The sequence below is a fragment of the Dorea sp. AM13-35 genome (assembly GCF_003473885.1).
Classification (GTDB): Bacteria; Bacillota; Clostridia; order Lachnospirales; family Lachnospiraceae; genus Dorea_D; species Dorea_D hominis.
Map to the genome: position 1 here is coordinate 1 of NZ_QUCZ01000007.1, position 24,435 is coordinate 24,435.

Genomic DNA, 24,435 nt, shown 5'->3' on the forward strand with positions numbered 1-24,435 from the left:
GTGATAGGTAAAGGATGAAGTATTTCTTGTATGCAGTTTTGAAGGTATATAACTTATAGAAGTGATTGGTATAAAGCCAGTCGCTTTTTTGTTATAAGAAATAAAAACTATTAATCTTTTATTCAAGGATTTTAATATAGATAAGTAAAAAGACGACTATCTTTTTCGGACAGTCGTATGAGAGTGACTAAGAATGAGGAAATTATTTCTTCTCTTTTTTATGACAGATTCCATACTTTTGAAGAGATGAGAAAACCTGAACTTCGTCATTACCATGAATCATCAGTAATGCTGGAAGACCCAGTTGGATATTTGCAAGTTCAGAAAGCTTTTTCCCATCAACGGGTTTGTTATGGTTGGAAATATCGCGTATTTGTACATCAGAAGAAACCTTACTGCAAATATTATGAAAGATAATAAATTGACTTGTTGTTGTGAATTTTATATTATTTTTTATCATAGCAGGCCACCTCTGTAAAAATAGATTTTCTTTTTCCTTTCGCAAGTATATAATAGATGACAAGAAATGTAAAATATATATTCGGCATACCTGATATATAAATAAAATATAGATATGGTATAGATGTGATATAGATGGAGAGAAAAATGGACATTACATACGATTATTACCGGATTTTTTATTATGTGACAACCTATAAGAGTTTTTCAAAGGCGGCAAAAGTATTAGGAAGCAACCAGCCCAATATTACGCATTTTATGAACAATTTGGAAAATCAGCTTGGCTGTCGGTTGTTTGTACGATCTAACCGTGGTGTAACATTGACACAGGAAGGTGAATTATTATATCAACATGTCAGGATTGCTTATCAGCAGCTTCATGCAGCGGAAGTAGAGCTGGCAGGAAAACGTAGTATGGAAAGTGGGAGCGTTACGATCAGTGCAAGCGAGATTGCATTACATTTACGGCTTCTTCCGGTACTTACAAAGTTTCATAAATCATATCCCAATATTCAGCTCCATTTGTTGAATCATAGTACACCAAGAGCAATACGCGCGGTAAAAGAGGGACAGGCGGACCTGGCAATTGTAACGACTCCATTGAAGGCGCAGAAGCCTTTAAAAGTAATGCCACTGATGAAATTTCGTGAGATTGCAGTTGGAAGTCCTGCGTTTTGTCTGGATATACTAGGGAAAGAAAGAGATTCTCAGGTTCATTTAAAAGAAATTGCTTCACATCCCATAGTCAGTCTGGAGAAAGACAGCACATCATACAAATTTTATTCAGAATGGTTTATGGAACAGAATCTGATATTTACACCGAACACAGAAGTAGAGACGATGGATCAGATATTGCCACTGATTTCGTGTGGGCTGGGAATTGGCTTTTTACCGGAATTATATGTAAAACCAGCAATAGAAGCTGGAAAATTGCAGATGATATCATTATATGAAAAGATTCCTGAGAGAGAAATCTGTCTGGTGGAAAATATAAATTTCCCACCGGGAATTGCAGAGGAAGCTTTTAAACATTTATTGTTGTAGAAAATGTATTTTTAGCAATGGAAATGGCAGGTGTATGATGCAGAAATGTGATTATATATATATAACATAGGTGCCATGTAAATAAAACAGAAGTTATTTATTTGACTTTGAAAAAACAGCTTTCTATACTTAATAAAGTATAGAAGGCTATTTTTGTTATGGAGGCGATAATATGCAAACTGTATTACCGAGAGAAGAAGCTGTAGAAGCAATTTTTTCTAAAATATTTGAATCAAAAGAAGCATGTGGAAGATTAAAAGACGTATTTCAGGAACATCTGGAAGAAGAAAATATATCCGGAGATTCAGCAGGACATTTCGCAGAGGTACTGTTTCATGCATATAAAAATGGTGATGTTACGGCACTTTTATTGGAACTTTGTGGAAGAAGTATGTTTGACTTATTACGGGAAGCATATTTGATCCCTAAAAAATTTCACGGAAAAGCGGGTGCAAATCCGGTGCTTTTAACAGATGTAGATGGCAATCTGTTACAGGAAAAAAAGGTCTCGGCAAGAGAATATACGAAATTCAAAGAAACATACGAGATACATCAATGTGCACCGAGATCAAAAGTATATCTGGCAGATGGATATGATCTTGTACGGTCTTATGAAAAAGGAACAAAAATTGTTGAGAAAAAAGAAAACAAAAGCAGAGGCATATTGATTCTGTATGCTTTACCGGATACATGTAAGATGGGATTGACAGAGGCTGAAGCGTATGCAGTTGTATGGGAAACATTTATGCAGATTCAGAAAGCAGCACCGCGCGCAATTGTATATTACGGACAGGAAACAGGAATTAAAAAGCAAAAAGAGTTTGATGAGATCGGGGTGCTCCTGCCGATTCGCGAATTTGAGAAGAAGATGCTGCATCACTTGCAGGAAGTGGATGGTATCGTGCTGGCATGCCGGGAAAAGATGATGGAAAAAGCAGGACAGGAAAGCCTGGATCTGAATGATTAGGAAGTGATGAGGATGCAGCTAGATCAATTACGAAAAAATCATATGGATATTCTCTGGCATGAGTATACAGATGCAGGAGGAGAGAACAGACCTGTTACAGAAGCAAGCCTTACTGAGAAAGCTTCTATTATCGGCAGAGTGGGTATTATGCTCTTGTCCTGTGGAACCGGAGCATGGAGAGTGAGAAGTTCCATGAATACACTTGCAGAAGTGATGGGGATCACATGTACCGCGGATATTGGACTGATGTCGATCGAATACACCTGTTTTGATGGAGAAGATGGTTATACACAAGCTCTTTGTCTGACTAATACAGGGGTAAATACATCAAAATTAAACCGTCTGGAAAAATTTATCCGGAATTTTGAAAAGGAAGGAAAGCATATATCCGGAGAACAGTTACATCAGCTTCTGGATGAAATAGAGAAAATTCATGGATTATATTCACCTGTGGCACTGGGAATGGCTGCAGCGCTTGCGTGCGGTGGATTCACATTTCTGCTTGGCGGAGGTCCGATTGAAATGCTCTGTGCATTTATTGGCGCAGGTGTTGGAAATTATGTGCGGTGCAAATTGACAAAACACCATTTTACTTTGTTTTTGTGTATTGTATCCAGTGTATCATTAGCTTGTTTTACTTATGCGGGATTTTTAAAACTGGCAGAAATTTTGTGGGGAATATCCATTCAACATGAAGCTGGTTATATATGTGCCATGCTCTTTATTATTCCGGGGTTCCCATTTATTACGAGTGGCATTGACCTTGCAAAACTGGATATGCGTTCGGGCATGGAACGTTTTGCGTATGCTATATTGGTTATTCTTGTCGCAACAATGGCTGCCTGGATCATGGCATTAATTCTACATTTACAGCCGGTAGATTTTCCAAAAATTTGTTTAACATCAGAAGAGCAGGTGATATTCCGGCTTCTTGCCAGCTTTTGTGGTGTGTTTGGATTTTCCATTATGTTCAACAGTCCACCGGGACTTGCAGCTGTAGCTGCAGGAATCGGAGCAGTTGCCAATACACTTCGACTTGAATTTGTTGATCTTACCGGTATGCCGCCGGCAGTAGCGGCATTTATTGGAGCGCTTACGGCTGGAATATTAGCATCTTTAATAAAAAACAGAGCTGGATATCCGAGAATTTCAGTGACAGTCCCATCTATTGTTATTATGGTTCCTGGGTTATACTTATATCGAGGCTTCTATAATTTGGGAATGATGTCGCTTTCGGTATCCGCATCCTGGTTTGCATCAGCTATGCTCATTGTTATGGCGTTGCCGCTGGGTCTGATATTTGCAAGGATACTGACAGACAGATCATTCCGTTATTGTACATAGATAACAGGAGAGGAAAATATGCGTTTAAAAAACATATTATTGGTGGTAGAAGATGTTGAGCGTTCCAGACGCTTTTATGAAGAACTGTTCGGGTTACATGTGATTACAGCTTTTGATGGAAATATGATACTGACAGAAGGATTAGTCCTGCAGGACCGAGAAATCTGGGAGAAATTAACAGGAAAAAAAGTCAAAAATGCAGGAAATAATGCAGAATTATACTTTGAAGAGAATGAATTAACAAAATTTGCAGGAAAACTGGAGGAATCAGACTGGAATATTACTTATGTGAATCCTCTAAAAGAAGAAAGCGGAGGACAGCAAGTGATCCGTATTTATGATCCGGACGGGCATCTGATCGAGATTGGAGAGTCTTTGGAACATGAAGAAAAAAGGCAAAAAGAAGGGTTTGCAAAGATGGAGAGAAATCTTGTGGATATTATGAAGGAAGAACAGGCAAAACTGGGATTTCGTAAAGAAGCAGTAAGACTGTATTATCCACTCGCTACATTGCAGCATTTCTTTCATGCAGAAGATACGGCAGAAGAGATGCAGGAGCGACTGCAGGCATTTCCGGAAGAATTTACAGACAAACTGGGAAATGTACAGGTGACGCATAAGAAAGACCGGTTTTGTATTCACATTCCGGAAGAAGGAAGTGTCTATGCAAAAGAACAGATGAAAGATAACGAGTTCATAAAAGAACTGATCAGACAGGTACAGCAGTGTGACTGTACAATTGAGGATCTTAAGAAGTTGTTTGAAGCACATTCAGATCAGGTGATTTTTGAAACTATGTCAAATGGAGAGTTTGATTATCTTCTCCGTTTTGCGGACGGGGTACCTGATGACTATTATTACTGCTTCAAAGATGAAGGCTGTCATATGGTTTATCATCGTTTTTTGCCGGAAGATTATAAAGATTTTGACTTTTAAGATTTTAATCTTGAGAATTCTGCCAAGGAAGCAAGAACAAAATTGCGGCATGCCTGAAAATATGCTATATTAAAAGTATCATTTACAAATGGAAATACATGAAGTAATAGGAGTGATCAAAATGTATCAGGAAGAGTATAAACGTTGGCTGGAGGCAGATCTGGAAGATGCAGATCTGAACCCGGAATTAACGAAAATTGCGGGAAATGAAGAAGAGATCAAGGAGCGTTTTGCAGTAGCACTGAAGTTTGGAACAGCCGGACTTCGAGGTGTACTCGGAGCCGGAACGAATCGTATGAACATTTATGTTGTACGTCAGGCAACGCAGGGACTTGCAAACTGGGTAAAGACACAGGGTGGAACACAGACAGTAGCAATCAGTTATGACAGTCGTCTGAAGAGTGATGTATTTGCCAAGACAGCAGCAGGAGTTCTGGCAGCGAATGGAATTAAGGTTCGCATTTATGACGCACTGATGCCTGTACCGGCATTATCATTTGCAACACGTTATTATAACTGCAATGCAGGTGTTATGGTTACAGCATCCCACAACCCGGCAAAATATAATGGATACAAGGCTTATGGACCGGATGGATGCCAGATGACAGATGATGCGGCAGCAATTGTATATGCAGAGATCCAGAAGACAGATGTGCTTACAGGAGCAAAATACATATCTTTTGCAGAAGGTGTAGAAAAAGGTCTGATCCAGTTTGTAGGGGATGACTGCAAGAATGCATTATATGAAGCAATCGAGTCACGTCAGGTTCGTCCGGGCTTATGCAAGAGCGCAGGATTGAAACTGGTATACAGCCCGTTAAATGGTTCCGGACTGGTACCTGTTACACGTGTATTAAAAGATATTGGCATTACGGATATTACAATTGTACCGGAGCAGGAATATCCAAATGGCTATTTTACAACTTGCAGTTATCCTAACCCGGAGATTTTTGAGGCGTTGGAACTGGGACTGAATCTTGCAAAAGAGACAGGTGCAGATCTGATGCTTGCAACCGATCCGGATGCGGACCGTGTTGGTATTGCAATGAAGTGCCCGGATGGTTCTTATGAGCTGGTAAGCGGTAATGAAGTAGGAGTTCTTCTGTTAGATTATATCTGCGCAGGACGTATGGAGAAAGGCACAATGCCAGAGAATCCGGTCGCTGTAAAATCTATCGTGTCTACACCACTTGCAGATGCAGTTGCAGCACATTATGGTGTCGAGCTTCGCAATGTACTGACTGGATTTAAGTGGATCGGAGATCAGATTGCACAGTTAGAAGAAGCAGGAGAAGTAGATCGCTTCATCTTTGGATTTGAAGAGAGTTATGGATATCTTGCCGGACCGTATGTAAGAGATAAAGATGCGGTGATTGGTTCTATGTTAATCTGTGAGATGGCAGCTTATTACAGAAGTATCGGAAGTTCCCTAAAGCAGAGAATGGAAGAGATTTATGCGGAGTATGGTCGTTATCTGAATAAGATTGACAGCTTTGAGTTTCCGGGACTGAGTGGTATGGATAAGATGGCAGGTATTATGCAGGGACTTCGCGAGAATCCGCTGACAGAAGTTGCAGGACATAAAGTTGTATCTGTAACTGATTATCAGAAGCCGGAAGAGACAGGTCTGCCGGCTGCAAATGTACTGATTTACAAGCTGGAAGGCGGCGCAACAGTAATCGTTCGTCCGTCAGGAACAGAGCCGAAGATTAAGATTTATTATACAACACTTGGCAAAGATCTTGCAGAAGCCGAAAGTCAGAAAGAAAAACTTGCAGAAGCATTAAAGCCAATTATGAAATAGTAAGATTGTAGAAAAATTAACAATAAAATAAAGCACAAAAAATAAGTTAAAAAAATATCAAAAAAGCTTCCTTTTTCTGTATTACGGGTATATAATGTGTTTAACAAGTAAAGTTCGGAAATATAGAAAAGGAGGCTTATTTTATGAATATGGATTTATGTAAACTGATCGTGGAACGTCCGTATAAGAAAGTGTATCGCTGTGAAGGCAGTATCGTTAAATTATTTGATGAGAACCATCCAAAAGTTGACATTTTCAATGAAGCAATGGAAACAGCCAGAGTTGAAGCAACCGGTCTTGAGATTCCAAAGCTTCAGAAAATAGAAAATATTGACGGAAAATGGGCGATTTTTCTGGAATACAAAGATGGTAAGACATTAGAAGAGATGATGCATGTGGACCCGGCGAATATTGACAAGTACATGTCCGACTTTGTTGACCTGCAATTACAGATACAGTCTAAGAAAGCACCGATGCTTCCAGATCTGAGAGAGAAGCTTGCAAGACAGATCAACAGTATTACAGAACTGGATGCAAGCCAGAGATACGAACTTCTAACGAGGCTGGAAAGTATGCCACATCACAGTAAGCTTTGTCACGGAGATTTCAATCCGAGCAATATTATTGTCGGAAAGAATGGAAAAATGACAGTCGTGGACTGGGCACATGCAACACAGGGAAATGCCAGTGCAGATGCAGCAATGACGTATTTGCTATTTGCGCTTAAGGATCAGGAAGTGGCAGATCTCTATCTGAAAATTTTCTGTAAAAAATCAGACACAGCAATCCAGTATGTACAGCAGTGGCTCCCGATTGTGGCCGCTTCGCAGCTTGTAAAAGAGAATGAACTGGAGAAAGATTTCCTGATGAAGTGGATCGATGTTATGGATTATCAATAAGAGAATACTTAAAGAATCTGCCATTGGCAGATTCCTGTGGATGCTACGTCAACGAAAAATGGGTAGGATTTTTCCTGCCCATTTTGAATTATAAAGGATGACTGTAAGTGACGGGGAGAGGCAAGGATAATTTGATAGATATTTTAATAAAATTTCATAAATTTAATATTTGGTTACTGTTAAAGTATATGAAATTATGTTATAATAATAACATGGTATTGGCCGCTCAAATCGAAGAATACAATGACAGAGATTTGTAGTTACAATACAACGCCGCAGTATGCGTGTTGCAAATTTTTTTTGTCAAAGAGGAGGAAAAGAAAATGGCAAAAATTACAGAAGGATATATGCCTTTTAAAGGTTATCAGACCTATTACAGAATTGTCGGAGAACAGAAAGACAACGGAAAAGCTCCGCTGATCTGTCTGCATGGTGGACCGGGATCTACTCATAACTATTTTGAAGTTCTGGATAATGTTGCAGATGATGACGATCGTATGATCATTATGTATGACCAGTTAGGATGCGGAAAATCTTATCTGGACGGACATCCGGAGATGTGGACACAGGATCTCTGGCTGGATGAGCTGGACGCATTAAGAGAGCATCTTGGACTGAAAGAATGCCACATCATTGGACAGTCATGGGGCGGTATGATGCAGATCGCATATGCAATCGAGCGTGGAGCAAAAGGCGTAAAATCCTTTATTATTTCTTCCGGACACCCAAGCAGCAGCCTCTGGGCAAGAGAAGGAATGAGAAGAATTAAGATGATGTCTGAGGAAGATCAGGCAGCAATCAATGATGCTCTGGAACGCAATGACTTTACAGGAGAAGCTTACCTGAAAGCAGTTGACAATTATATGGACAGATACTGCAACTACTGGAGAGAAGATCTTCCGGAATGCTGTACAAGAGAAAAGAAATCCGGTGGAGAAGCTTACCTGTATGGATGGGGACCGAACGAGTTCGTTCCATCCGGTACATTAAAAGATTTTGAGTACATTGACAGACTTCACGAGATCAAAGTTCCATCATTGATCATGAGTGGTATTTCTGATCTGTGTTCACCATTAGTAGCAAAGACTATGGCGGATGAGATTCCAAACTCTAAATGGATCCTCTGGGAGAGAGCGCGTCATACTACATTCGTAGACAGACATGATGATTACTGTGTTGAGCTGTTAAAATGGATGAACGAATACGACAAATAAGATTTTTAATATTTGGAAATATGCAGAAATAAGATTTTTTGCGTAAGATAAAAAGAAACGGCGTTTCATAGATGAATGATCATTTGTGAAACACCGTTTCTTCTTTATTATTACAACTCTTCCTGGCGGTCGTGATTGATAGTCTGATAGAATAAGCGGTGGATTTCTTTCGGATTGTTTGTCTGTCCAAGAATCCACATCAATTTGGCAACAAGTGCATCGGTTGTCATATCCGCAGCCTGGAGGATGCCAGGGTGTTCGCTGTATTTCTTACCAACTTGATAAACTTCCAGATCACAGCCTTCTTCCGGAACCTGTGTCGTGACAGCGAGAGTCTTTCCGGAATCTACCCAACCGAAGATAGCTTTCTCAAAAGAATCATCGTATTCCGGAATACCTCCGATACCGAATGTTTCCAGAATGATCGCATCGTAATGTCCGCGCAACAGTTCAAAAATATCTGCCTTTACTTCTGGCGTCAGCTTCAGAACAAAGACACGGTCGTTCAGCCTCTGGTAAGATACCATATTTGCCTGAGCGGTTGTTGGTGCAATGTAGTGACGGATGATCCGGTCATCATGGATCACGGCAAGAAGTGGAAAGTTCATACTTTCAAAAGCGTCAAAACTTCTTGTTCGCTGTTTTCTTGCGCGGGTTCCGGCAACTACTTTTCCATTAAATACAATAGAAACATCACAGGAGTTATCGTCCAGTGCATAGAGAATACTCTGGTAAATATTGATCTTGGCATCCGTATATGGGTTGCCCATTGGTTTTTGTGAGCCGGTAAGAACGATCGGTTTTGCAGAATTCTGGATCAGGTAAGACAGTGCAGCGGCTGTATAAGCCATCGTGTCTGTACCATGCAGAATAACAAAACCGTCATAATCGTTATAATGTTCTGTGATAGCGTCACGCATCAGTCCCCAGAGATATGGACGCATATTTGTACTGTCGATATTCATAAGCTGCAGTACGGTCAGATCACATTTGTCTTTGATGCCCGGTACGCTGGCTGCAAGCTCTTCACCTGTCATAGCCGGTGTTAATCCGTCTCCGCCTTCTGCGGATGCAATAGTTCCGCCGGTGGCAATCATAAGTATTTTCTTCATATTAAAAACCTCTTACTTAATTGTATAGAATATGTTGTGGCACATTGAGTATTTGCAGCGAATAACTACAGAATTATGTAGCATATTTGCAATGCAAAACAGAATGCCCATAAAATAAGATATCTGTGAAAACGTAAGATGTCAATAGAAATCTGGAAAAAGAAAGCCGTATCGGGTATAATTAAATCAAGAAGTGGAAAAATACAGAAAAGAGGAGAGATTATGACAATCGAAATAGATACACATGCGCATACGCTTGTCAGTGGACATGCTTATAATACAATGCGGGAAATGGTACAGATGGCAGCAGAAAAAGGACTGAAAGGACTGGCGCTTACAGAACATGCACCAAAAATGCCCGGAAGTACGAATTTATATTATTTTGAAAATCTTGGTGTTGTTCCGCGTAAGATGTACGGAATCGATGTGCTTCTTGGATCAGAGTTAAATATTCTGGATGCGGCAGGCAGTGTAGATTTGCCAAAATCCGTGCTTCGGAAACTGGATATTGCTATTGCAAGTATCCACACGCTGTGTTTTGAAGATGAGTGGAAAAAAGAGCCGGTTACAGAAGCTTACTTAAATGCAATGGAGAATCCGTGGATTGATATCATCGGACATCCGGATGACGGAAGATTTCCGGTAGATTATCCGACGATTGTGAAAAAGGCAAAAGAGACAGGAACATTGCTGGAACTTAATAATTCATCATTACGTCCTGGCGGTTTCCGACAGAATACAAAAGAGAACGCCATAGAGATGCTGAGATGCTGTAAAGAGCTTGGAGCAAAGATCGTGCTTGGTTCAGATGCACATGTAGATGCTTTCATTGCAGACTGTACATGGTCGGAACCCATATTAAGAGAAGTGGACTTTCCGGAAGAGCTGATCGTGAATACATCGATCGTAAAATTGAAAGAAGCATTAAAACGTAATAAAAAGCTATAGACTTTACGAATTTAGTGTGTTAAAATGTAACGGTAATGAATACTGTTACAAAGGAGATAATTGCTATGAGTAAAAAAATAAGGACGGAAGCAGTGGATTATCTGTTTGAAGCTGTGCTGAGTCTGGAGAATAAAGAAGAGTGTTATACATTTTTTGAGGATATCTGTACGATCAACGAGTTGTTATCCCTGTCGCAGAGATTTGAAGTTGCGAAGATGCTGAGAGAGCAGAAGACATATCTGGAGATTGCAGAGAAAACAGGAGCTTCCACAGCCACGATCAGTCGTGTGAACCGTTCTTTGAATTATGGGAATGACGGATACGATATGGTATTTGAGCGAATTGCTAAGAATGAAGAGCAGAGTGGAGAATAAAGCGTTTATACGATAGAATAACAAAGAATTTAATAAGAATAGAAAAAAAGAAGTAAGTGAAGTTCTTACTTCTTTTTTTTGCGCTCTTCCGGTTTTGGAAGTTCGTCGATCAGTTTTTCAATGATCTGCTTCTTGACGTATACATCAAAACTCAGATTGCAGATGAAAGCGAAAATCTGAAGATTACGCTGTTCTTTATCTGGAATATCCTGAAACATCTCCATCGCTGCATTATAAGAATGTGTAACATCCTTCTGCATATTCCAAATGCGTGATTTCTCAAGTTCGCAGATATCACTGTAAATGTCTGTAATAGAGAGTCCTTTTGTGTCTGAAAAATACTGTTCCGTCAGAGGAGCAAGAATCGTTTCAATATCCTTGATAGATAAAATGTTTTTAAAATAATAAATAAAGATCATAACAAGAACATGTTCGCGTGAATACTTCTTCTTCACCGGAGGCGGGAGGAGATTGTTCTTCGCGTAATTATTGATCATAGTCTTGGTCAGGATCTTATCATCCGTATAGCGCTTGGTCGAGCGGAGACTCTCTTCCATAAAGGTAGTGACCTGATCCATATACAGGTCAATATTCGGGATGTCTTCCGGCTTGATATAGTCTATTCTGGAGATGCTGGATAAAATACTGTTCAGCAGATCATTTGTATCAATTGTCATATTATCACCTCAATGTAACCATTATATAGTATTCAAAACTAGATGGCAATAGAAATATTTTTATGCTATACTATTTGGGTAAAAAATATTGGGGAATTTGCGCAAAGCAGGGAGGTTATCATGAAGAAAACAGATGAAAAATATCAGGCATACATACAGATATTAAAAGAAGAACTGGTGCCGGCAATGGGGTGTACGGAACCGATCGCACTTGCTTATGCAGGAGCAAAGGCAAGAGAAATACTGGGATGTGTACCGGATAAAGTACTGGTAGAAGCCAGCGGAAGTATTATAAAAAATGTAAAAAGTGTCATTGTTCCGAATACGAATCATCTGAAAGGAATTCCGGCGGCAGTGACAGCAGGAATCATTGCCGGAAAGGCAGAGAAAGAGCTGGAAGTTATCGCAGAAGTGACACCGGATGAGATTGAGCAGATGATCACATTTTTAAAAGAGACGCCGATTACAGTTGAACATATCGATCAGGGGATTACATTTGATATTGTGCTGACGTTGTATAAAGAAGATTCCTATACGAAGGTAAGAATCGCAAATTATCATACGAACATTGTACATATTGAAAAAGATGGTGAAGTGATATTTGACATTCCGGTAGAAGGAGAGAACGAAGAAGGGCTGACGGACAGAAGCCTTCTGGACATGAAGTCTATCTGGAATTTTATTAATACGGTAGATGTTGTCGATATTAAAGAAGTAATCGGTCGTCAGATTGAGTATAATACAGCGATTGCAGATGAAGGTCTGCGCGGGGACTACGGAGCAAATATCGGAAGTGTTCTCTTAAGTGCGTACGGAGATGATGTCCGTACAAGAGCGAAGGCGAGAGCGGCAGCAGGATCGGATGCACGTATGAACGGATGTGAGCTGCCGGTTATTATTAACGCTGGAAGCGGTAATCAGGGAATGACATGTTCGTTACCGGTTCTCGAATATGCAAAAGAGCTGAATGTGACAGAAGAGAAGAAATACCGTGCACTTGCGTTATCAAATCTGACAGCGATCCATCAGAAGACCGGAATTGGAAGACTTTCCGCATATTGTGGAGCAGTCAGTGCAGGTGCGGCAGCAGGGGCTGGAATTGCATACCTGTGCGGTGGCGGCTATGAAGAAGTTATTCATACAGTTGTGAATGCACTGGCAATCGTATCCGGTATGGTCTGTGATGGAGCGAAAGCTTCCTGTGCAGCGAAGATTGCGGCATCTGTAGATGCAGGAATCCTTGGCTATAACATGTATATGAATGGACAGCAGTTCTACGCCGGTGACGGAATTGTAACAAAAGGTGTGGAGGCAACGATCCAGAATATCGGTCGTCTCGGTAAAGAGGGTATGCGTGAGACGAATGAAGAGATTATTAAGATGATGATCGGAGAATAGGTAATGAGACAGACGGTACTGTGCTACAATTTAAAAGGAACGAAAAAAGGAAGAAAACTCGGAATGATTTTCAGCTATCTCGGGTTTAAAGTGCGTCATATTCTGCCGGAAGAATATCATATTCCGGTAGGAGAACTGGCAGAAGGCAAAACAGATGCGAAGACAAAGAGCGAAGAAACGGACGGCGAAGAGTCATTTACAGACGAGATGCTTATCTTATGTCCGGCATCGGAAGCGTCCCTCGACAAAGCACTATTTATGATGCGCAAAGAAAAAGTGCAGATGCCGTTAAAAGCAGTTCTCACACCTTCTAATCAGGAATGGGATTCGGTTTCACTGCATGATGAGATTTTGAAAGAACATAAAGCAATGTCTGACAAGAAAGGAAATTAAGAACTTTGAGTATTTACGATACATTAAATGAACCACAGAGAGAAGCCGTATTTCAAACGGAAGGTCCACTTCTTATTCTTGCCGGTGCGGGTTCCGGGAAAACAAGAGTGCTGACTCATCGGATTGCATATCTGATCGAAGAACAGGGCGTAAATCCGTGGAATATCCTGGCAATCACATTTACGAATAAGGCAGCAGGTGAGATGCGGGACAGAGTTGACCAACTGGTTGGATTCGGTTCAGAGAGCATCTGGGTAAGTACCTTTCATTCGATGTGTGTGCGGATTCTCAGACGTCATATTGAACTGCTGGGATATGATACAAATTTTACGATTTATGATACAGATGATCAGAAGACGTTGATGAAAGATGTCTGCAAGCTACTGGAGATTGATACAAAACGTTTCAGAGAGCGTGCACTTATGAGTGCAGTTTCCCAGGCGAAGAATGAACTGATCACACCGGAAGAGTTCCGGCTGAATGCGGGTGGAGATTTTGCACAGCGGAAAATTGCAGATGTTTACGAAGAATATGAGAAACAGCTCCGCGCAAATAATGCGTTGGATTTTGACGATCTGCTTTTTAAGACAGTACAGCTTTTCCAGACGCAGAAAGATGTTCTGGAATATTATCAAGAACGTTTCCGTTATATGATGGTAGATGAGTATCAGGATACGAATACTGTACAGTTTGAACTGATCCGGCTGCTTGCTGCAAAGTACAGAAATCTCTGTGTAGTAGGAGACGATGACCAGTCCATTTATAAGTTCCGTGGCGCGAACATTAAAAATATTCTGAACTTTGAAAAAGTATTTGAAGATGCGAAAGTGATCAAACTGGAGCAGAATTACCGTTCTACACAGAATATCCTGAATGCGGCGAACGCTGTGATCAGCAACAATGTGGGAAGAAAAGCCAAAACATTGTGGACAGATAATGACGAAGGCGATAAGATCCGTTTCCGCCAGTTTGATACCGCATATGATGAAGCCGAATTTATCGTAGATGATATCCGAGAACAGGTAGATAGAGGAAATGGCACTTATAATGATAATGCTATTTTATACCGGACGAATGCACAGTCGCGTATATTTGAAGAGAAATTTGTCACAGCGAATATTCCATATAAGATCGTCGGAGGAATCAACTTCTATGCAAGACGTGAGATCAAAGATCTGCTGTGCTATCTGAAGACGATCGACAATGGCAAAGATGATCTTGCTGTCCGTCGTGTGATCAATGTGCCAAAACGAGGAATCGGTCTTACGAGCATTAACCGTGTGCAGGATTATGCAGCAGCATATGATATCGGATTTTATGATGCACTTCTTTCTGCAGATGCAATCCCGAATATTGGAAGAGGACTTTCAAAATTAGAATCCTTTGTTGCACTGATTGAACATTTCAAAGTGGATGCAAAAGATATGACGCTGTCCGATCTGATGCAGGAGATTCTGGATGTTACAGGTTATATTGACAGTCTTATGGCAGAGGGGCCGGAAGAAGCAGAAGCGCGAATTGAGAATATTGACGAGCTTAGAAGCAAGATCGCGACATATGAAGAAACATGTGAAGAAAATAACGAACCGGCTACGTTGAATGGATTTCTGGAAGAGGTTGCGCTGGTTGCGGATATTGACAGTCTGGATGAAGACACTGACTATGTTGTGCTCATGACACTTCACAGTGCGAAAGGTCTGGAATTTTCACACGTATATCTAGCAGGACTGGAAGATGGAATATTTCCAAGCTATATGACAATTACGGCAGACAGTCCGGAAGAATTGGAAGAAGAGAGAAGACTCTGTTATGTCGGAATTACAAGAGCGGAGGAAGAACTGACATTAACCTGTGCAAGAAGACGGATGATCCGCGGAGAGACACAGTATAATAAAATATCTCGTTTCTTAAAAGAGATTCCGATGGAACTCTTAAGTACAGGCGGTATTTTCAAGAAAGAAGCGCCAGTGGAAGAACTAGCGAAAGCAAGTGCTTATATGCAGGCAAAACAGGCATTTCACACAAAACCATTTGCGGCATCGAATCCATTTTCCACAGCGAAACCTGCAAAAGAATTTGGCACACCAAAGGGAGACGGACCAGGGTATGATGTGGGCGATCGCGTTCAGCATGTCAAGTTCGGGGAAGGAACTGTGACGGCACTTGTGAAAGGCGGAAGAGACTACGAAGTGACAGTTGATTTTGACAGCGCAGGTACGAAAAAAATGTTTGCAATGTTTGCAAAACTTCGGAAAATTTAACATAAAAAGATAGTAATCTGAAAACGATAGTGTTATAATAAGACCAATAATTGAATCGCGTGAGATCACGAGAAAGGATGTGGGAGCATGAGTAGAGTAGATGAACTTATTGCAGCAACCAAATTAAGCGAGCTGGTTAATAAAAAGGAAGAAGATAAGCAGTGTAAGAACATATTATGGGCACTGGCAATCGTAGGTGCAATTGCAGCAGTAGCAGGAATCGCCTATGCAGTATACTGCTTCTTTACGCCAGATTATCTGGAAGACTTTGAAGATGATTTTGAGGATGATTTCGATGATGATTTCTTCAATGACGAAGATCAGGTATAAGTCTTACAAAAAAGTAAAAGAAAAGCAGGTTTTTTGCCTGCTTTTTTTCTTGCTATAGTGAGAGAAAAAGTTTTTTCGTTATAGCAGGGAAAAGATAAGAACGAATTTCGGGATAAGGAGATCTTAAGATATGGACGGACAATGCTATGCATTACTCATTGATGCGGACAACGTATCTGCAAAATATATCAAACCGATTTTGACAGAGCTTGCGCGTTACGGCAATATTACTTATAAGAGAATTTATGGAGACTGGACAAGTACACAGCATTCAAGCTGGAAAGATGAACTTTTGAAAAATTCCATCACACCGATCCAGCAGTTCAGTTATACACAGGGGAAAAATGCAACGGACTCTGCAATGATCATTGATGCAATGGATATTTTGTACACGAATGATGTAGATGGATTCTGCATTGTGTCCAGTGACAGTGATTTTACAAGACTGGTAAGCAGACTTCGTGAAAGTGGGAAGAATGTGATCGGTATGGGTGAAAATAAAACGCCGGAGCCGTTTCGCAAGGCGTGTGATAAATTTACTATTTTAGAAAACCTGTTAAATGAACAGGAACCGGGAAGAACAGAGACACCACGGGAAGGTCTGAGCAAAGAGAAGATTGAAGAAGACATTGTGAAGATGATACTGGAAAATGATGATAACAATAAGCAGACAGGACTTGGCGAAGTTGGAAGCCGCCTTGTAAGCCTGCATCCGGATTTTGATGTGCGAAGCTATGGCTACAACATGCTTTCCAAATTTCTGGAAGAATTTCCGAAACTGGAGCTTGTAAAAAAAGGTAAGTTCGTTGCAGTTTCTCTGAAAGAAAATCATGGAAAGAAAACGGTTGTTGACCGGTATGTACAGAATCTGGTGAAGAATGCCGGAGAGAAAGGAATTGAGTTGAGCACACTGGGCAACCGTATTTATGAAAAATACAAAGATTTTAAGATCAATGACTATGGATACGCACAGTTTAATCAGTATGTGAAGAGTGTAGACCAGATAAGGGTAGAAAAAGCAGGAACAATACTGATCGCAAAATATAAAGAACAGAAGTAATCCTGTGGGATGAAAATCAAGAAGATAGAATGAATCAAAAAAAGTATTATTTAAACAGGAAGGAATAGAAAACATGAAAAAGGGACAGGTCTGGGAAGGAATCGTAAAAGAGGTAGATTTTCCAAATAAAGGAAAAGTATTTCTGCCGGAAGAAGATCGTACCGTGATCGTGAAAAATACAGTGCCGGGACAGAAGATCAGATTTTCAGTAAATAAGATCCGCAAAGGGAAAGCAGAAGGAAGACTGCTGGAAGTGCTGAAGCCATCAGAGAAAGAGATTCCGTCTGTTTGTCCACATTTTGGGCAGTGTGGTGGTTGCACATATCAGAATCTGCCATATGAAGAACAACTGGCAATGAAAGAGTCACAGATTAAGAAAATGATGGATGAAGCTGTGAATGGCAAGTATGTCTGGGAGGGAGTAAAACCAAGCCCGGTAAAACAGGCATATCGTAATAAGATGGAGTTCTCTTTTGGAGATGAGTATAAAGATGGACCAATCGCACTTGGTATGCATAAAAGAGGCAGTTTTCATGATATTGTCAATGTGACAGACTGCCAGATTGTGGACGAAGATTACCGAAAGATTCTTGACTGTACATTAGAGGCAGCAAGGGAGTCGGGACTTCTATATTATCACCGCATGAGACATACCGGATATTTTCGCCATCTGCTTGTAAGAAAAGCTGTGAAAACAGAAGAGATTTTAGTAGATCTTGTAACGACAACGGAAACAGATGCACAGGCATTTCTGGATACATGGGTGAAAAAGCTTCTGGAATTGGAACTCGATGGTAAAATGGCAGGTATCCTGCATACAAAAAATGACAGTGTTGCTGATGTAGTAAAAGATGAAGGAACGGAAGTGCTCTATGGACAGGATTATTTCTATGAAGAACTGTTAGGGCTGAAATTCAAGATTACCCCATTTTCGTTCTTCCAGACAAATTCGCTGGGAGCGGAAGTGCTGTATGAGACAGCGAGAGAGTACATTGGAGATATCAATGAGAAGGTTATCTTTGACTTGTATAGCGGAACCGGAACGATTGCGCAGATCCTTGCACCGGTAGCAAAAAAAGTTGTTGGTGTGGAGATTGTGGAAGAAGCGGTTGAAGCGGCGAAGGAAAATGCTGCGCTTAATGGCCTTGATAACTGCACATTCTGGGCAGGTGATGTGCTGAAAGTGATTGATGAACTGGGCGAAGTGCCGGATCTTATTATGCTTGATCCACCGCGTGACGGCGTGAATCCAAAAGCGCTGATGAAGATCCTGAATTTCGGCGTGGACCGTCTTGTATATATTGCCTGTAAACCGACCAGCCTTGCCAGAGATCTGGAGATGATCCAGGGTAGAGGATATAAGGTGGAGAAGATCTCCTGCGTAGATTTATTCCCGAATACGTACCATGTGGAGACGGTGGCGGTGATGAGCAGAGAACACGGTTAATAGACCTCCGGACATGAGGATGATTCAGTTATTCGAAAATTTTGGATAACTGTCGCTGATGGAAAAAGCTTGTAAGTAATATATAGAATTTGAAAACAATAGAAAGGGAAATATCTGTGAATCACGATAAAATCATTCAGGGAATTATGGATATTGGCGAATCGCTGCTGTGTACAGGCGCGGAAATCTACCGGGTGCAGGACAGTATTGATCGCATGTGTGCAAGCTATGGCTTCCTCCGGCAGGATGTATTTGTGATACAGAACAATATTCAGATCACGGTGGAAACAAAAGAGCATGAAATGATCACGCAGATTCGTCATGTCGAGACGACAGGATTCAATTATGACCGGCTGGATGCATTAAACGGGTTATCCAGATATATATGCATCAACAGACTGGACGATGAAGAAATGCAGAAAAGATATCGGGAAATTATGGACGCACCAACACAGAAAGCATGGATAACCGTTCTTGCGCAGATTGTTGGAGGTACCAGTTTTGCGGTGTTTTTTGGATGTAATTTCGGAGACGCGCTGATAGCGCTGGTACTGTCCGTGTTCATCGTGTTCTTTGGAAAATGGCTGGAGAAGCGGGAAGAAAATCTCCTTCAACGTTGTTCCTGACAGGTTCGGTTTTTCCACTGATGCCGGGAGCACGTCTTTACTATATGATGGCGGGGATGGTTGCTGGAAAATATGCAATCGCATTTGAGCATCTGACGGTTATAGCGGAAACCTGCATTGGGATTGCCTTTGGATTCTGGATTATAGATATTGTAGTGAGAAATATAAGGAAAACCGGGAAAAAATTACAAACAGACCATAGTCTGTACATTGGTTTAAACGATAGCAGAAAATGTCGAAAAAGATTGAGGTAAGACGGATTTTGGTATACAATGACTGTATATATATGCAAAAAAATGCATGAATATGGGACAGAATACAGATATACGGAATGTTTGTATCATTTTTTATAGAAAATCAGAGTAATGGAGGGCATAGAGATGGATATAAGAGAGTGTTATGAAAAAATGGGAGCAAGTTATGATGATGTTCTGCAGAGAATGGGCAGCGATGCGCTGGTAGAACGTTTTACAGGAAGTTTCTTAAGTGACGGAAGCTACCAGATGATCGCAGATGGCATTGAAGCAAAAGATGCAGAGACAGCTTTCCGAGGTGCACATACATTAAAAGGAGTATGTCTGAATCTTGGCTTTCAGAAGTTATACGAAGTGAGCGCTGAACTAACAGAGGCATTAAGAGATCGTGAACTCAAAGGGTATGAAGAACAGTTCGCAGCGGTACAGAAACAGTATCAGATCACAGTAGAAGCAATCAGGGAGTGGCAGCAGGAACAGAATTAAAAGCCGGAACGGCTAAAAGGAGAATGAATGGATACACAGTTATCAGAGATAAGGCTGACAAAAGAACAGGCAGAAGAACAATTGGAGATTTTTAGACGGATATACAGTAAAGTCCGACTGCTCAGTGCAGAAGAACTCAAAGAAGAAAATACAACGCAGGCAGGAAAAGGCAAAAACTACTGGAAAGAGTCATGCCTTGGCGCAGGGAAATACTGCGACGATTGTGTTTCCGTAGTTGCGTTGAAAGAGAAAGCACGGAAGACAAAGCTGAAATATATAGGCACAGAACTATATGAGGTAACTGCACAGTATGTGGAAGTTGACGGGCAGTCCTGTGTATTGGAGATGATACAGAATCTGGGAAATGGAGCAGACATTGCTCAGTCAGATGAGATCAAAGATACGAAAGCATTTTATGAAGCATTGTATACGGATGCTCTGACAGGAGCATACAACCGCAGATATTATGAAGAACAGATCAAGAAGAAATCCATGCATGCCGGAGTTGCAATGTTCGATCTGGATGATTTCAAATTAGCAAATGATACATACGGACATGATATCGGGGATGCATTTTTAAAGACAGAAGTTGCTGTAATCAAGAAGATGATCCGTAAGACAGATGCCCTGATTCGCTATGGCGGGGATGAGTTCTTGCTGGTTATGCCGGAAATATCGGAAGATTCTTTTGAACAGAAGCTTCGTGATATCCGCAGACAGATCTGTTCGGTGGAGATGCCGGAGAGTATCGGAAGCAGGATTTCCGCCAGTGTTGGAGCGGTTATGGCTCAGGGAGAGCAGATCCGGGACGCAATTGCACGTGCGGACCGTTATATGTATCAGGCAAAGTCACATAAGAATGCAATCGTGACAGAATGGGGAACCATTGCCATGGATGACAGCCTGCCACAGGTGAACGCAAAGAAGAAAAAGCGCCAGCGGATACTGATTGTTGATGATTCCGAGATGAACAGAGAGATCTTATACGAGATGCTGAAAGATGAATTTGATATACTTGAGGCTGAGAATGGAAAGGAAGCACTGGAAGTCCTGGAACGGTACGGATGCGAGATATCACTGGTGCTTCTGGACATTGTAATGCCGATCATGGATGGATTTGAAGTTCTTGGACACATGAATGAAAAAGGTATGATCGAAGAGATTCCGGTTATTATGATTTCCAGTGAAGATTCCGCATCTTTTATCCGTCGTGCATATGAGATGGGGGCATCGGATTATATCAGCAGACCGTATGATGCGCAGATTGTATATAAGCGTGTTTATAATATGATCAAGCTGTATGCGAAACAGCGGAGATTGCTAGTAATTCTGACAGAACAAATCCGTGCAAAAGAAGAAAGCCGTAAGATCATGATCGGAATTCTGAGTCATATTGTAGAGTTCCGTAATGGTGAAAGTGGACCGCATGTGCAGCATATCAATGTATTGACACAGTTATTGCTCGGAAGACTGGTTCAGATCTCGGATCAGTATCATTTATCATGGATGGATCGTGATCTGATCGTGATGGCATCTTCCCTGCATGATATCGGTAAGATTGGGATTGATGATAAGATTCTGAATAAAAAAGGCCGGCTTACAGATGAAGAGTTTGAGATTATGAAACAACACACTGTGATTGGTGTGGAGATTCTGGAAGAGTTACAGTATTATCAGAATGAACCTCTGGTGAAGACAGCGAGAGAGATCTGCAGATGGCATCATGAACGTTACGACGGACGAGGATATCCGGATGGATTGAAAGGAGAAGATATTCCGATCAGTGCACAGGTTGTATCACTGGCAGATGTGTATGACGCACTGGTGAGCAAGCGTGTATATAAAGCAAGCTATTCTCATGAGAAAGCAATGCAGATGATTCTGAACGGAGAGTGCGGTGCATTCAATCCGCTGCTTCTTACCTGTCTCAAAGATATAGAAGATGAGATACAGGAGATGGTTTACGATACGGATGTTGTAATGTTTGATTCTGCCCAGAAAGAACATGAGAAGATAGGAAAGATAATAGAAATGTCTGAAAAATTCGGGGGGGGGGGAGTACTAAAAGTTAGTGAACTTCTGGATATGGACGACGAAATCAGATAACAGAAAGACGGCGGGCAACATCGGGAAAAGTGAGTGGAAATATGAGGAGCAGTTTTGAGATACCGTTATCTGATACGGCCTGATTTAGAATTATAGGAAAAAGGATTCAGAAAAAAGGGAAGAAATAAGCATTAAAAAAACTGGAAGAACTAAAAGGGAGAAAGTCTTGACAATTGTATTTTTCTATAATATTATAAATGGCAGATATAGGTACTGATTACTGACGGATAATTGTGGAGAACCACAGGGGAATCAAGTATTAGAAAGACAAGCCGACCGTCTGGGCAACATTTATTCGAAAGGATAGATGTTGTCCTTTATTTTACTACTATTGTATAGACAGGAGAAAATAAAGGACCGAGAGAAACTGTCGATAAAAAGGACACAGATCAGGAGGATATGACGATGAAAACAGATATTGAAATTGCACAGGAATGTACGATGGAACCGATTACGAAGATAGCAGAAAAAGCGGGAATCCCGGATGAATATCTGGAGCAGTATGGAAAATACAAAGCAAAGATTGATTATAATCTGCTGAAAAAGTCAGAAGCAAAAGACGGTAAACTGATTCTGGTGACTGCGATCAATCCAACTCCGGCAGGGGAAGGTAAGACAACAACAACGGTAGGCCTTGCGGATGCGATGCAGAAGCTGGATAAGAAGGTTATGGTTGCTTTAAGAGAGCCATCTCTCGGACCGGTATTTGGAATGAAAGGCGGAGCAGCAGGCGGCGGATATGCACAGGTCGTTCCGATGGAAGATATCAACCTGCATTTTACAGGCGATTTCCATGCGATTGGTGCGGCAAATAATCTGCTTGCAGCAATGATCGATAATCACATTTATCAGGGAAATGAGCTTGGCATTGATCCGAGAAAGATCGTATGGAAACGCTGCGTGGATATGAATGACAGACAGCTTCGTTTTGTAACAGATGGTCTGGGAGGAAGAGTCAACGGTGTACCGAGAGAAGATGGCTATGATATTACAGTTGCTTCTGAGATTATGGCAGTTTTATGTCTGTCCAATGATATCAAGGATCTGAAAGAACGTCTCGGTAAACTGATTGTCGGATACACATATGGAAAAGTGTCCGAGCAGAAACCGGTAACAGCGCATGATCTGCATGCAGAAGGCGCGATGTGTGCACTTCTGAAAGATGCATTGAAGCCGAATCTTGTACAGACATTGGAACATGTTCCGGCAATTGTGCATGGTGGTCCGTTTGCAAATATTGCACACGGATGTAACTCTGTGACAGCAACGAAGATGGCATTAAAATTAGCCGATTATGCGATCACAGAGGCAGGCTTTGGAGCGGATCTTGGAGCAGAGAAGTTCCTGGATATCAAATGCCGTATGGCAGGGCTTAAGCCGGATGCGGTAGTGATCGTTGCAACTGTACGTGCACTGAAATACAATGGAGGAGTTCCGAAACAGGAGCTTAATGAAGAGAATCTGGAAGCACTGGAGAAGGGACTTCCGAATCTTATGAAACATGTACATAATATTACACATGTATATGGACTTCCTTGCGTAGTTGCAATCAATGCATTCCCGACAGATACACCGGCAGAACTTGCGTTAATTGAAGAAAAATGTAAAGAAGCAGGTGTGAATGTGGCACTTTCCGAAGTGTGGGCAAAAGGTGGAGAAGGCGGAATCAAGTTGGCAGAAGAAGTAATCCGTCTGTGTGATGAATCAAGTGACTTCCATTACAGTTATGAGCTGGAAGGAACGATTGAAGATAAGATTAACCAGATCGTACAGAAAATTTATGGCGGTAAAGGAGCGGTACTGACTGCAAATGCGAAGAAGCAGGCAGATCAGCTTACAGCACTTGGATTTGACAATGCACCAATCTGTATGGCGAAGACACAGTACAGTCTGACGGATGACCCAAAGAAACTTGGCGCACCGGAAGATTTTGAGATTACAGTAAGAAATCTGAAAATTTCTGCAGGAGCTGGATTCATTGTCGCACTGACCGGAGATATTATGACTATGCCTGGACTGCCGAAAGTACCGGCAGCAGAGCGTATAGACGTAGATGATGAGGGCAGAATTACAGGTCTTTTCTAAGAATAAGAGAAAATATGGATGCCGCACAGATGAATAGAGTCTGTGCGGTGTTTTGGTTCTGATATTGTTATGATATACGGAGGAAACTGCCAGTGGCAGACTCTGCATTTTGTGCATTCGGAGAAAAAATATCGGAGAAAGAGCTGACAAATATTATAAAAAATATGCTTGCATAAAAGAAAAACTCGTGTTATTCTATATTCACTTTTAG

The 24,435-nt window shown here is 41.2% G+C and carries 23 protein-coding genes and 1 riboswitch; of the genes, 20 read left to right on the top strand and 3 right to left on the bottom strand.

Annotated elements, in window-relative coordinates; genetic code table 11:
- Window positions 1-202: 202 nt before the first annotated feature.
- Window positions 203-460, bottom strand: a complete 258-nt coding sequence (locus tag DW152_RS08705; RefSeq protein ID WP_021861459.1) for a hypothetical protein — start codon at window positions 458-460, stop codon at window positions 203-205.
- 146 nt (window positions 461-606) lie between these two features.
- On the opposite strand from DW152_RS08705, the gene DW152_RS08710 reads away from it, so the two are divergent.
- The 7 genes from DW152_RS08710 (at window position 607) to pepI (ending at window position 8,667) form a co-directional block, all read left to right on the top strand.
- Window positions 607-1,503, top strand: coding sequence for a LysR family transcriptional regulator (locus DW152_RS08710; RefSeq protein ID WP_021861458.1), 897 nt, complete (start codon window positions 607-609; stop codon window positions 1,501-1,503).
- 172 nt (window positions 1,504-1,675) lie between these two features.
- Window positions 1,676-2,470: a DUF4866 domain-containing protein gene (locus tag DW152_RS08715; protein WP_021861457.1), complete on the top strand. Its 795-nt coding sequence runs from the start codon at window positions 1,676-1,678 to the stop codon at window positions 2,468-2,470.
- Window positions 2,471-2,482: 12 nt separating this feature from the next.
- The gene (locus tag DW152_RS08720; RefSeq protein ID WP_021861456.1) at window positions 2,483-3,814 is read left to right on the top strand and encodes a threonine/serine ThrE exporter family protein; all 1,332 of its coding nucleotides are present in this window, start codon (window positions 2,483-2,485) and stop codon (window positions 3,812-3,814) included.
- Window positions 3,815-3,832: 18 nt separating this feature from the next.
- A complete protein-coding gene (locus DW152_RS13645; protein ID WP_330416755.1) occupies window positions 3,833-4,750 on the top strand; it encodes a DUF3877 family protein in 918 nt (305 codons plus the stop codon).
- 121 nt (window positions 4,751-4,871) lie between these two features.
- Complete coding sequence (locus tag DW152_RS08735) at window positions 4,872-6,554, top strand: phospho-sugar mutase (protein WP_021861454.1); 1,683 nt, start codon at window positions 4,872-4,874, stop codon at window positions 6,552-6,554.
- 143 nt (window positions 6,555-6,697) lie between these two features.
- Window positions 6,698-7,453, top strand: coding sequence for an aminoglycoside phosphotransferase family protein (locus DW152_RS08740; RefSeq protein WP_021861453.1), 756 nt, complete (start codon window positions 6,698-6,700; stop codon window positions 7,451-7,453).
- 323 nt (window positions 7,454-7,776) lie between these two features.
- Window positions 7,777-8,667, top strand: coding sequence for a proline iminopeptidase (gene pepI / locus DW152_RS08745; protein WP_021861452.1), 891 nt, complete (start codon window positions 7,777-7,779; stop codon window positions 8,665-8,667).
- Between the two features lie 110 nt (window positions 8,668-8,777).
- Here pepI and DW152_RS08750 read toward each other — a convergent pair whose 3' ends face one another.
- Window positions 8,778-9,779, bottom strand: coding sequence for an asparaginase (locus tag DW152_RS08750; protein WP_118288442.1), 1,002 nt, complete (start codon window positions 9,777-9,779; stop codon window positions 8,778-8,780).
- Window positions 9,780-10,001: 222 nt separating this feature from the next.
- On the opposite strand from DW152_RS08750, the gene DW152_RS08755 reads away from it, so the two are divergent.
- On the top strand, window positions 10,002-10,727 hold the full coding sequence (locus tag DW152_RS08755; RefSeq protein WP_117537393.1) for a phosphatase: 726 nt from the start codon (window positions 10,002-10,004) through the stop codon (window positions 10,725-10,727).
- Window positions 10,728-10,792: 65 nt separating this feature from the next.
- Window positions 10,793-11,101 (top strand): YerC/YecD family TrpR-related protein, encoded by a 309-nt coding sequence (locus DW152_RS08760; protein WP_021861449.1) that lies wholly within the window; start codon window positions 10,793-10,795, stop codon window positions 11,099-11,101.
- Window positions 11,102-11,166: 65 nt separating this feature from the next.
- On the opposite strand, the gene DW152_RS08765 is transcribed toward DW152_RS08760, so the two are convergent.
- On the bottom strand, window positions 11,167-11,778 hold the full coding sequence (locus DW152_RS08765) for a DUF1836 domain-containing protein (protein WP_021861448.1): 612 nt from the start codon (window positions 11,776-11,778) through the stop codon (window positions 11,167-11,169).
- A gap of 120 nt (window positions 11,779-11,898) precedes the next feature.
- Between DW152_RS08765 and DW152_RS08770 the strand changes: the two genes are divergently transcribed.
- From DW152_RS08770 to DW152_RS08815, 11 genes are all read left to right on the top strand, one after another.
- Window positions 11,899-13,176 carry an L-cysteine desulfidase family protein gene (locus DW152_RS08770; RefSeq protein WP_118288443.1) on the top strand — a complete coding sequence of 426 codons (1,278 nt, stop codon included), beginning with the start codon at window positions 11,899-11,901 and terminating at the stop codon, window positions 13,174-13,176.
- Window positions 13,177-13,179: 3 nt separating this feature from the next.
- On the top strand, window positions 13,180-13,569 hold the full coding sequence (locus DW152_RS08775; RefSeq protein WP_118288444.1) for a DUF3783 domain-containing protein: 390 nt from the start codon (window positions 13,180-13,182) through the stop codon (window positions 13,567-13,569).
- A 5-nt stretch (window positions 13,570-13,574) separates the two neighbouring features.
- Window positions 13,575-15,830 carry a DNA helicase PcrA gene (pcrA, locus tag DW152_RS08780; RefSeq protein WP_021861445.1) on the top strand — a complete coding sequence of 752 codons (2,256 nt, stop codon included), beginning with the start codon at window positions 13,575-13,577 and terminating at the stop codon, window positions 15,828-15,830.
- An 87-nt stretch (window positions 15,831-15,917) separates the two neighbouring features.
- The gene (locus DW152_RS08785) at window positions 15,918-16,160 is read left to right on the top strand and encodes a DUF4366 domain-containing protein (protein WP_118288445.1); all 243 of its coding nucleotides are present in this window, start codon (window positions 15,918-15,920) and stop codon (window positions 16,158-16,160) included.
- Between the two features lie 130 nt (window positions 16,161-16,290).
- Window positions 16,291-17,220, top strand: coding sequence for an NYN domain-containing protein (locus DW152_RS08790; protein WP_021861443.1), 930 nt, complete (start codon window positions 16,291-16,293; stop codon window positions 17,218-17,220).
- Window positions 17,221-17,293: 73 nt separating this feature from the next.
- Window positions 17,294-18,667: a 23S rRNA (uracil(1939)-C(5))-methyltransferase RlmD gene (gene rlmD / locus DW152_RS08795; protein ID WP_118288446.1), complete on the top strand. Its 1,374-nt coding sequence runs from the start codon at window positions 17,294-17,296 to the stop codon at window positions 18,665-18,667.
- A gap of 116 nt (window positions 18,668-18,783) precedes the next feature.
- Complete coding sequence (locus DW152_RS08800) at window positions 18,784-19,293, top strand: threonine/serine exporter family protein (RefSeq protein WP_243059892.1); 510 nt, start codon at window positions 18,784-18,786, stop codon at window positions 19,291-19,293.
- A gap of 20 nt (window positions 19,294-19,313) precedes the next feature.
- Window positions 19,314-19,547, top strand: coding sequence for a threonine/serine exporter family protein (locus DW152_RS13760; protein ID WP_243059900.1), 234 nt, complete (start codon window positions 19,314-19,316; stop codon window positions 19,545-19,547).
- A gap of 126 nt (window positions 19,548-19,673) precedes the next feature.
- Window positions 19,674-20,033 (top strand): Hpt domain-containing protein, encoded by a 360-nt coding sequence (locus tag DW152_RS08805; protein ID WP_021861436.1) that lies wholly within the window; start codon window positions 19,674-19,676, stop codon window positions 20,031-20,033.
- A gap of 27 nt (window positions 20,034-20,060) precedes the next feature.
- Window positions 20,061-22,139, top strand: coding sequence for a diguanylate cyclase (locus tag DW152_RS08810; RefSeq protein ID WP_118288447.1), 2,079 nt, complete (start codon window positions 20,061-20,063; stop codon window positions 22,137-22,139).
- 206 nt (window positions 22,140-22,345) lie between these two features.
- Window positions 22,346-22,432, top strand: a riboswitch (ZMP/ZTP riboswitch).
- Window positions 22,433-22,538: 106 nt separating this feature from the next.
- Window positions 22,539-24,224: a formate--tetrahydrofolate ligase gene (locus DW152_RS08815; protein WP_118288448.1), complete on the top strand. Its 1,686-nt coding sequence runs from the start codon at window positions 22,539-22,541 to the stop codon at window positions 24,222-24,224.
- Window positions 24,225-24,435: the final 211 nt, after the last annotated feature.